The organism is Candidatus Streptomyces philanthi (assembly GCF_059553635.1).
In genome coordinates, this window is the sequence record NZ_JCANQV010000023.1 from 22,744 (window position 1) to 32,800 (window position 10,057).

Annotated in this window: 9 protein-coding genes; 7 read left to right on the forward strand and 2 right to left on the reverse strand. The window is 70.8% G+C overall.

The genetic code is table 11. The annotated features are described in order from the left end of the window. Positions 1–190 precede the first annotated feature (190 nt). From AC51EU_RS05340 to AC51EU_RS05355, 4 genes are read left to right on the forward strand one after another with little or no spacing between them, the layout of a single operon-like run. Entirely contained in the window at positions 191–2,410 is a 2,220-nt protein-coding gene (locus tag AC51EU_RS05340) for a polyribonucleotide nucleotidyltransferase (protein WP_496265475.1), read from the forward strand. Then, positions 2,407–3,786, forward strand: coding sequence for a M16 family metallopeptidase (locus AC51EU_RS05345; RefSeq protein ID WP_496265476.1), 1,380 nt, complete (start codon positions 2,407–2,409; stop codon positions 3,784–3,786). Before AC51EU_RS05340 ends, AC51EU_RS05345 begins: the two co-directional genes overlap by 4 nt. 28 nt (positions 3,787–3,814) lie before the next feature. Further along, a complete protein-coding gene (gene dapB / locus AC51EU_RS05350; RefSeq protein ID WP_496265477.1) occupies positions 3,815–4,567 on the forward strand; it encodes a 4-hydroxy-tetrahydrodipicolinate reductase in 753 nt (250 codons plus the stop codon). A 5-nt stretch (positions 4,568–4,572) separates the two neighbouring features. Then, on the forward strand, positions 4,573–5,025 hold the full coding sequence (locus tag AC51EU_RS05355; protein ID WP_496265478.1) for a hypothetical protein: 453 nt from the start codon (positions 4,573–4,575) through the stop codon (positions 5,023–5,025). Positions 5,026–5,059: 34 nt separating this feature from the next. On the opposite strand, the gene AC51EU_RS05360 is transcribed toward AC51EU_RS05355, so the two are convergent. Next, positions 5,060–5,617 carry an SCO5741 family PH domain-containing membrane protein gene (locus tag AC51EU_RS05360; protein WP_496265479.1) on the reverse strand — a complete coding sequence of 186 codons (558 nt, stop codon included), beginning with the start codon at positions 5,615–5,617 and terminating at the stop codon, positions 5,060–5,062. A gap of 102 nt (positions 5,618–5,719) precedes the next feature. Beyond that, positions 5,720–5,959, reverse strand: a complete 240-nt coding sequence (locus AC51EU_RS05365; protein WP_496265480.1) for a hypothetical protein — start codon at positions 5,957–5,959, stop codon at positions 5,720–5,722. 242 nt (positions 5,960–6,201) lie between these two features. Between AC51EU_RS05365 and thyX the strand changes: the two genes are divergently transcribed. The 3 genes from thyX to AC51EU_RS05380 all read left to right on the forward strand — a co-directional run bounded on the left by thyX (position 6,202) and on the right by AC51EU_RS05380 (position 9,836). Then, the gene (thyX, locus tag AC51EU_RS05370; protein WP_496265481.1) at positions 6,202–6,951 is read left to right on the forward strand and encodes an FAD-dependent thymidylate synthase; all 750 of its coding nucleotides are present in this window, start codon (positions 6,202–6,204) and stop codon (positions 6,949–6,951) included. A gap of 195 nt (positions 6,952–7,146) precedes the next feature. Next, the gene (dapA, locus tag AC51EU_RS05375) at positions 7,147–8,046 is read left to right on the forward strand and encodes a 4-hydroxy-tetrahydrodipicolinate synthase (RefSeq protein WP_496265482.1); all 900 of its coding nucleotides are present in this window, start codon (positions 7,147–7,149) and stop codon (positions 8,044–8,046) included. Positions 8,047–8,150: 104 nt separating this feature from the next. After that, positions 8,151–9,836 (forward strand): ribonuclease J, encoded by a 1,686-nt coding sequence (locus AC51EU_RS05380; RefSeq protein WP_496265483.1) that lies wholly within the window; start codon positions 8,151–8,153, stop codon positions 9,834–9,836. Positions 9,837–10,057: the final 221 nt, after the last annotated feature.

Here is a 10,057-nt window from a genome sequence, read left to right on the forward strand (position 1 = left end):
TGCCGACAACGCAAGAACGCATGAGGTGGAGCGCCCCCAGCCGCCGGTCCTCGGTAGTGGCCCCCGGGATCACGGACCGCGCCCTGCGCACGTCTCCGGGTGCTTCGATCGAAGACCGGCCCGTACCGGCGCTCCGCCGACGACGGTCCCTGCCAAACGGGCAGCGGACGCAGACGAGGAGATTTTCCTGGTGGAGAACGAGACCCACTACGCCGAGGCCGTGATCGACAACGGCGCCTTCGGCACCCGCACCATCCGCTTCGAGACGGGCCGCCTGGCCAAGCAGGCCGCCGGCTCCGCCGTCGCGTACCTGGACGACGACACCATGGTGCTGTCGGCCACCACCGCCTCCAAGAACCCCAAGGACCAGCTGGACTTCTTCCCGCTGACCGTGGACGTCGAGGAGCGGATGTACGCCGCCGGGAAGATCCCCGGCTCCTTCTTCCGGCGTGAGGGCCGCCCCTCCGAGGACGCGATCCTCACCTGCCGCCTGATCGACCGCCCGCTGCGCCCCTCCTTCAAGAAGGGCCTGCGCAACGAGATCCAGATCGTCGAGACGATCATGGCGCTCAACCCCGACCACCTCTACGACGTGGTCGCCATCAACGCCGCCTCCTGCTCCACCCAGCTGGCCGGCCTGCCGTTCTCCGGCCCGATCGGCGGCACCCGCGTCGCCCTGATCAAGGGCCAGTGGGTCGCCTTCCCGACCCACACCGAGCTGGAGGACGCGGTCTTCGACATGGTCGTGGCCGGCCGGGTGCTGCCCGACGGCGACGTCGCGATCATGATGGTCGAGGCCGAGGCCACCGAGAAGACCATCCAGCTGGTCAAGGACGGCGCCGAGGCCCCGACCGAGGAGGTCGTCGCCGCCGGCCTGGAGGCCGCCAAGCCGTTCATCAAGGTCCTGTGCAAGGCGCAGGCGGACCTCGCCGCCAAGGCCGCCAAGCCGGTCGGCGAGTTCCCGATCTTCCTCGACTTCCAGGACGACGTCCTGGAGGCCCTGACCGCCGCCGTCCGCGACGAGCTGGCCCAGGCGCTGACCATCGCCGGCAAGCAGGAGCGCGAGGGCGAGCTGGACCGCGTCAAGGCGCTGGCCGCCGAGAAGCTGCTCCCGCAGTTCGAGGGCCGCGAGAAGGAGATCTCCGCCGCGTACCGCGCGCTGACCAAGACCCTGGTCCGCGAGCGCGTCATCAAGGAGAAGAAGCGCATCGACGGCCGCGGCGTCACGGACATCCGTACGCTCGCCGCCGAGGTCGAGGCCATCCCGCGGGTCCACGGTTCCGCGCTGTTCGAGCGTGGTGAGACCCAGATCCTGGGCGTCACCACCCTCAACATGCTCCGCATGGAGCAGCAGCTGGACACCCTCTCCCCGGTGACCCGCAAGCGCTACATGCACAACTACAACTTCCCGCCGTACTCCACCGGTGAGACCGGCCGCGTCGGCTCCCCCAAGCGCCGCGAGATCGGCCACGGCGCGCTCGCCGAGCGCGCGCTGGTCCCGGTCCTGCCGAGCCGCGAGGAGTTCCCCTACGCGATCCGCCAGGTCTCCGAGGCCCTCGGCTCCAACGGCTCGACGTCCATGGGCTCGGTCTGCGCCTCGACGATGTCGCTGCTCAACGCGGGTGTGCCGCTGAAGGCCGCGGTCGCGGGCATCGCCATGGGCCTGATCTCCCAGGAGATCGACGGCGAGACGCACTACGTCACCCTCACCGACATCCTCGGTGCGGAGGACGCCTTCGGCGACATGGACTTCAAGGTCGCCGGCACCAAGCAGTTCGTCACCGCCCTCCAGCTCGACACCAAGCTGGACGGCATCCCGGCGTCCGTGCTGGCCGCGGCCCTCAAGCAGGCCCGCGACGCCCGCCTGCACATCCTCGACGTGATGAACGAGGCCATCGACGTCCCCGACGAGATGTCCCCGAACGCCCCGCGGATCATCACCGTCAAGATCCCGGTGGACAAGATCGGTGAGGTCATCGGCCCCAAGGGCAAGATGATCAACCAGATCCAGGAGGACACCGGCGCCGACATCACGATCGAGGACGACGGCACCATCTACATCGGTGCCGCCGACGGCCCGGCCGCCGAGGCCGCCCGCGCCACGATCAACGGCATCGCCAACCCGACCATGCCGGAGGTCGGCGAGCGCTACCTGGGCACGGTCGTCAAGACCACGACCTTCGGCGCGTTCGTCTCCCTGCTCCCGGGCAAGGACGGCCTGCTGCACATCTCGCAGATCCGCAAGCTGGCCGGCGGCAAGCGCGTGGAGAACGTCGAGGACGTTCTCGGCGTCGGCGCCAAGGTCCAGGTCGAGATCGCCGAGATCGACCAGCGCGGCAAGCTCTCCCTGATCCCCGTGATCGAGGACGAGGACGGCGCGGACGAGAAGAAGGACACCGCCGCCAAGTGACGTCGCGAGCGCACCGGCCGACGGCCCGCACCTCTTCGGAGGGGCGGGCCGTCGCCCGTACCCAAACACTCCTCAAGGGCGAAGGCGGCGCCGGAACGGTCCGCAGGACCACCCTCCCCGGCGGCCTGCGCATCGTCACCGAGAGCCTGCAGACCGTCCGCTCCGTCAGCTTCGGCATCTGGGCGCACGTCGGCTCCCGCGACGAGACGCCCTCCCTCAACGGCGCCACCCACTACCTGGAGCACCTGCTCTTCAAGGGCACCGAGCGGCGCGACGCCCTGGACATCTCCGCGGCGATCGACGCCGTCGGCGGCGAGATGAACGCCTTCACCGCCAAGGAGTACACCTGCTACTACGCCCGGGTGCTCGACGCCGACCTGCCGCTCGCCATCGACGTGGTCTGCGACATGCTCACCGGCTCGCTGATCGCCGACGAGGACGTCGAGGCGGAGCGCGGGGTGATCCTCGAAGAGATCGCGATGACCGAGGACGACCCGGGCGACTGCGTGCACGACCTGTTCGCGCACACCCTGCTCGGCGACACCCCCCTCGGCCGCCCCGTACTGGGCACCGTCGACACCGTCAACGCCCTGACGACCTCGCGCATCCGCCGCTTCTACAAGAAGCACTACGACCCCACGCACCTCGTCGTCACCGCCGCCGGCAATGTCGACCACGCCAAGGTCGTCCGCCTCGTCCGCCGCGCCTTCGAACGGGCCGGCGCCCTGGACGGCACCGACGCCACCCCCGTCGCCCCGCGCGAGGGCAACCGCACCGTGCGCACCGGCGGCCGCGTCGAGGTCCTGAGCCGGCGCACCGAACAGGCCCATGTCATCCTCGGCGTGCCCGGCATGTCGCGCACCGACGACCGGCGCTGGGCCCTCGGCGTCCTGAACACCGCCCTGGGCGGCGGGATGAGCTCCCGCCTCTTCCAGGAGGTCCGCGAGAAGCGCGGCCTGGCCTACAGCGTCTACTCGTACACCTCCGGCTTCGCCGACTGCGGTCTCTTCGGCGTCTACGCCGGATGCCGTCCCGCCCAGGTGCAGGACGTCCTCGCCATCTGCCGCGAACAGCTCGACCAGGTGGCGTCCGACGGACTCACCGACGACGAGATACGGCGTGCGATCGGCCAGCTCCGCGGCTCCACCGTCCTCGGCCTGGAGGACCCCGGCGCCCTGATGCACCGCATCGGCAAGAGCGAGCTGTGCTGGGGCAGCCAGATGTCCGTCGACGAGATGCTGGAGCGGATAGCGGGCGTCACCCCGGACGACGTCCGCGAGGTCGCCCGCGATGTACTGGGCGCACGGCCCTCGCTGTCCGTCATCGGCCCGCTGAAGGACCGGCAGGCGGACCGCCTCCACCAGGCCGTCTCCTGACCCCGCCCACCAAGAGAGAGCTGGAACGATGAGCAAGCTGCGCGTGGCCGTCCTCGGCGCCCGGGGCCGGATCGGCTCCGAGGCCGTACGGGCCGTCGAGGCCGCCGACGACATGGAACTGGTCGCCGCCCTCGGCCGCGGGGACGACCTGGAGACCCTGGTCACCGCCGGGGCCCAGGTCGCCGTCGAGCTGACCCGCCCCGACGCGGTGATGGACAACCTCGACTTCTGCGTCCGCCACGGCATCCACGGCGTGGTCGGCACCACCGGCTGGACCGACGAACGCCTCGCGCGGCTGCGCACGGCGCTCGACGCCTCCGAGGGCACCGGGGTGCTCATCGCCCCGAACTTCTCCCTCGGCGCCGTGCTGACCATGCACTTCGCCCGCCAGGCCGCCCGGTTCTTCGAGTCGGCCGAGGTCGTCGAGCTGCACCACCCCGACAAGGCGGACGCCCCCTCCGGCACCGCCACCCGCACCGCGCAGATCATCGCCGGCGCCCGGCGGGAGGCCGGCTGCCCCCCGCAGCCGGACGCCACCGCCACCGCGCTGGACGGGGCCCGGGGCGCGGACGTCGACGGCGTCCGCGTCCACTCCGTACGGCTGCGCGGACTGCTGGCCCACCAGGAGGTGCTGCTCGGCGGCGTGGGGGAGACCCTCACCCTGCGCCACGACTCCCTGCACCACAGCAGCTTCATGCCGGGCATCCTGCTCGGCGTGCGCCGCGTGGTCACCGCCCCGGGCCTGACCGTGGGCCTGGAACACTTCCTCGACCTGGACTGACGGCCATGGGCGGAAAGATCACGTACTTCTTCCTCGCCACCGTGCTGGTGCTGGTCTTCGGCGTGGTGGCGATGGAGGGCGTCCTCCTCCTGCTGACGGGGGAGCCCGCCGCGATGGGCATGGGCGCGGTCGCGTTCGTGCTGCCCGTCATCGGCGCCTGGTTCCTGTGGCGCAACACCCGGTTCGCCCGCGACGCGCACCGGCTGGCCCGTCTCCTGGAGACCGAGGAGGGCGCGCCGGAGGAGGAGGTGCGGCGCACCCCGGGCGGCCGTATCGACCGGGACGCCGCCGACGAGGTCTTCGCCCGCCGCAAGGACGAGGCGGAGGCGTCCCCCGGCGACTGGCGGGTGTGGTTCCGCCTCGCCGTCGCCTACCACGACGCCCGCGACACCCCGCGCGCCCGCAAGGCCATGCAGCGCGCCATCGCCCTGCACGACGGCGGGCCCGTACGGAGCTGAGTCCGTACGGGCCCGAGGGGGCGGAGTGCCGGGGCTACGACCGGTGCTCCGCCGCCCACGCCTCCAGGACGTCCGCCGCGCGGTCGAAGGCGTCCGGGCGGGAGAGGAAGTCGGCGTCGTGGTCGGTGAGCAGCACCCGCCGTTCGGCGCCGGGGGCCCGCTCGACGACCAGGGCCTGGCCCTGCACCGTCCGCGGCAGACCCAGGCAGCGCACCGGCTGCTGCACCGTCCGCAGGGTGCCGAGACCGTTCCAGGGGTCGGTCGTCGTCCGCACCAGGCCCACCTGGCGCAGGCCGTGGGCGCTCACCCAGACGCCCTTGCGCAGCAGCCGCAGCGCCGTCGCGATCACGAGGGCGGCCACGGCCAGGCAGACGAGGGAACCGGGGAGCGACCCGGCCACCGCGATGATCAGTGCGGAGAAGAGCACGAAGGACGCCAGGAGCAGCAGGACCGCGGCCGTCCCCACCCGCCACGGTCCGGGGCGGTAGGGACGGCGCCAGCGGTCGGGCTCGTCGTGCGGCAGCGGCGCGGCGTGGGCCGTACGGTCGTCGACGGCGAGGTCACGGTCGGCCGTCAGGAAGGTCAGGGGCACGGCTGGTCCTCACTCGGGGCACACGGAAGCGGGCTGTGACCGGTGAGGCTATCGGCAGCGGAAAGGGGCGGCCACTTCGTGGCACGCCCCCGGGGTACCGGCTCAGCGCTGGGCAGCCTCGGAGTGCTGCGCCCGGCCCGCGCCGGGGTCCTCCGCGCGGAGGGCGGGCAGTCCGAACAGCAGCGACCCGGCCAGGCCGCCGACCACGGTCAGCGTGATCAGGGTACGGCCGGCCAGCTGGGCACGGGAGGCGCGTTCACGGGGCGGAGGAGTGACATTGCTGCGGAACCGGTCTGCCTCGGCAACGAAGGCGAACGGGACGGGCTCTCGCCGGCGGAACATGTGGGGCTCTCCTAGGAACCTCGAAGTGGGCACTGTCACAGGGTTAGACGCCTGGGACGTCCGTTTGGTGCCCGTTTTCAGCGACTTCTGTGAAAAATATCAACCTCGGCCCGGACCCGGGCCACCGGGGGCCCGTTTTGCCAGGAAATTGCCGTGATCGCGGCGTCGTGCCGTATTTCCCGGGCTGTCAGTGGCGGGTCGTAGGCTGGGCGCCGCACGAGTTCGAACGGAAGGAACCGCCGGTGTCCCACACCCCTGACGAGAGCGCCGAGAGCGCAGCCGCCCGCTTCCGCGGTGAGGTGACGGTCGAGCTGGTCAAGCACAGCGCTGCCGACAGCGACGTCCTGTGGGCGGCCCGGGTCTCGACGGCCGGCGAGCAGTCCCTGGAGGAGATCCAGAAGGACCCCGAGCGCTCCAAGGGCCTGATCAACTACCTCATGCGGGACCGACACGGCAGCCCGTTCGAGCACAACTCCATGACGTTCTTCATCAGCGCCCCGATCTTCGTCTTCCGCGAGTTCATGCGGCACCGCGTCGGCTGGTCGTACAACGAGGAGTCCGGCCGCTACCGGCAGCTGGACCCGGTCTTCTACGTCCCCGACGCCGCCCGCAAGCTCGTCCAGCAGGGCCGCCCCGGCAAGTACGAGTTCGTCGAGGGCACCCAGGCGCAGCACGAGCTGGCCGGGCGCGTCATGGAGGACTCCTACCGCCACGCCTACGACGCGTACCAGGAGATGCTCGCCGCCGGCATCGCCCGCGAGGTCGCCCGCTCGGTCCTGCCGGTCGGCCTGTTCTCCTCCATGTACGCGACCTGCAACGCGCGCTCGCTGATGCACTTCCTCGGGTTGCGCACCCAGCACGAGCAGGCGGCCGTGCCGTCCTTCCCGCAGCGGGAGATCGAGATGGTCGGCGAGCAGATGGAGGCCCACTGGGCGAAGCTCATGCCGCTCACCCACGCCGCCTTCAACGCGAACGGCCGTATCGCCCCGTGACGGAACGGGCCGCCCGGCACGCCGGACCGGCCCGCCATCCGGGCAAGGTGTCCGGATTGCACCATTTTGCGAAGTTCATCTACGCTGAAGACACGGACCCGGCACTGCTTGAACCCCCGAGCAGGCAGTGCCGGAGTCCACATCCCTGCTCCCCAGAGGCGCAACCTGCGGTGAGCTACGAGTAGCGTGGGACCCATGGCTCCGACTTCCACACCGCAGACCCCCTTCGGGCGCGTGCTGACCGCCATGGTCACGCCGTTCACGGCGGATGGCGCCCTCGACCTCGACGGCGCGCAGAGGCTCGCCGCGCATCTGGTGGACGCCGGCAACGACGGCATCGTCGTCAACGGCACCACCGGCGAGTCCCCGACCACCAGTGACGCGGAGAAGGCCCAGCTCGTCCGCGCCGTGGTCGAGGCGGTCGGCGACCGGGCCTTCGTCGTCTCCGGAGCCGGTACCAACGACACCCGCCACAGCACCGAGCTGGCCCGCGCGGCCCGCGACGCCGGCGCCCACGGCCTGCTCGCCGTGACCCCGTACTACAGCAAGCCCCCGCAGGAGGGGCTGCTGCGGCACTTCACCGCCATCGCCGATGCCACCGAGCTGCCCGTCATGCTCTACGACATCCCCGGCCGCAGCGGTGTCCCGATCAACACCGAGACCATCGTCCGGCTCGCCGAGCACCCGCGCATCGTCGCCAACAAGGACGCCAAGGGCGACCTCGGCCGCGCCAGTTGGGCCATCGCCCGCTCCGGCCTCGCCTGGTACAGCGGCGACGACATGCTCAACCTCCCGCTGCTGTCGGTCGGCGCCATCGGCTTCGTCTCGGTCGTCGGCCATGTCGTCACCCCCGAGCTGCGCGCCCTGCTGGACGCCCACCTCGCCGGCGACGTCGCCAAGGCCACCGAGATCCACCAGAAGCTGCTGCCCGTCTACACGGGCATGTTCCGCACCCAGGGCGTGATCACTACCAAGGCCGCCCTGAACCTCCAGGGACTGCCCGCGGGCCCCCTGCGCCTCCCGCTGATCGGGCTGGCGGAGGAGGAGACCGGGCAGCTCCGGCGCGATCTCGCCGCCGGCGGGGTACAGCTGTAACCACAGACTTCACAACTGAACACGGTCAACCCACGCAAGTGCAGCAATGTCATGCGCGCCACGTGCCCCGACGGCATCGTGGCGCGCGTGGTGAGGAGAGTCTTTTGAGTCATCCGCATCCCGAGCTCGGCGCCCCGCCGAAGCTTCCCAAGGGCGGCCTGCGCGTCACCCCCCTCGGCGGCCTGGGGGAGATCGGCCGCAACATGACGGTCTTCGAGTACGACGGCCGGCTGCTGATCGTCGACTGCGGAGTGCTCTTCCCCGAGGAGGAGCAGCCCGGAATCGACCTGATCCTGCCGGACTTCACCTCCATCAGGGACCGCCTCGACGACATCGATGGCATCGTGCTCACGCACGGCCACGAGGACCACATCGGTGGCGTCCCCTTCCTGCTGCGCGAGAAGCCGGACATCCCGCTCATCGGCTCCAAGCTGACCCTCGCCCTCATCGAGGCCAAGCTCCAGGAGCACCGCATCCGCCCGTACGTCCTGGAGGTCCAGGAGGGGCACACCGAGCAGATCGGCCCCTTCGACTGCGAGTTCGTCGCGGTCAACCACTCCATCCCGGACGCCCTCGCGGTGGCCATCCGCACCCCCGCGGGCATGGTCGTGCACACCGGCGACTTCAAGATGGACCAGCTGCCGCTCGACCGGCGGCTGACCGACCTGCCGGCGTTCGCGCGGCTCGGCGAGGAGGGCATCGACCTCCTCCTCACCGACTCCACCAACGCCGAGGTCCCGGGCTTCGTCCCGCCCGAGCGCGACATCTCCAACGTGCTGCGCCAGGTCTTCGCCAACGCGCACCGGCGCATCATCGTGGCCAGCTTCGCCAGCCATGTGCACCGCATCCAGCAGATCCTCGACGCCGCGCACGAGTACGGCCGGCGGGTCGCCTTCGTCGGCCGCTCGATGGTCCGCAACATGGGCATCGCCCGTGAACTGGGCTACCTCCGGGTGCCCCCGGGCCTGGTCGTCGACGTCAAGGCGCTCGACGACCTGCCGGACGACGAGGTCGTGCTGGTCTGCACGGGCTCCCAGGGCGAGCCGATGGCGGCGCTGTCCCGGATGGCCAACCGCGACCACCAGATCCGGATCGTCCCGGGCGACACGGTGATCCTCGCCTCGTCCCTCATCCCCGGCAACGAGAACGCGGTCTACCGCGTCATCAACGGCCTGACCCGCTGGGGCGCCAACGTCGTCCACAAGGGCAACGCCAAGGTCCATGTCTCGGGCCACGCCTCGGCCGGCGAGCTGCTGTACTTCTACAACATCTGCAAGCCCAGGAACCTCATGCCGGTGCACGGCGAATGGCGCCATCTGCGGGCCAACGCCGAACTCGGCGCGCTGACCGGTGTGCCCAAGGACCGGATCGTGATCGCCGAGGACGGTGTCGTGGTCGACCTGGTCGACGGCATCGCCAAGATCACCGGCAAGGTCCAGGCGGGCTATGTCTACGTCGACGGCCTCTCGGTCGGCGATGTCACCGAGACCCACCTCAAGGACCGCCGCATCCTCGGCGACGAGGGCATCATCTCGGTCTTCGTGGTGGTGGACAGCACCACCGGCAAGATCGTCGGCGGCCCGCACATCCAGGCCCGCGGGTCCGGCATCGACGACGCGGCGTTCTCGGGCGTCATCCCCAAGATCGACGAGGCCCTGGCCAAGTCGGCCCAGGACGGCGTCGCCGAGCCCCACCAGCTCCAGCAGCTGATCCGCCGCTCCATCGGCAAGTGGGTGTCGGACAACTACCGCCGCCGCCCGATGATCCTGCCCGTGGTCGTCGAGGTCTGACGCGGGACGACGTCCGCGTCCGCACCTCCTCCTGACGAGCGGGGCGCCCGGATTTGCTTCCGGGCGCCCCGCTCCAGTAGGTTTACGGCTCCGCCTGAACGGGAAACACCGCGCGCCTCAGTGCCCGCGTGCCGCCCCCCGGGCAGCCGGAATTCCGGACCAGAGAAATCTGATAATGTCCGGACCGGCCGAAATGCGTCAGCAAGAATCCGCATACGGCC

Excerpts from the sequence above, each read along its gene's own strand:
- dapB (WP_496265477.1), top strand. The coding sequence starts at position 3,815 with ATGAGCAAGCTGCGCGTGGCCGTCCTCGGCGCCCGGGGCCGGATCGGC.
- dapA (WP_496265482.1), top strand. The coding sequence starts at position 7,147 with ATGGCTCCGACTTCCACACCGCAGACCCCCTTCGGGCGCGTGCTGACC.
- AC51EU_RS05355 (WP_496265478.1), top strand. The coding sequence starts at position 4,573 with ATGGGCGGAAAGATCACGTACTTCTTCCTCGCCACCGTGCTGGTGCTG.
- AC51EU_RS05365 (WP_496265480.1), bottom strand. The coding sequence starts at position 5,959 with ATGTTCCGCCGGCGAGAGCCCGTCCCGTTCGCCTTCGTTGCCGAGGCA.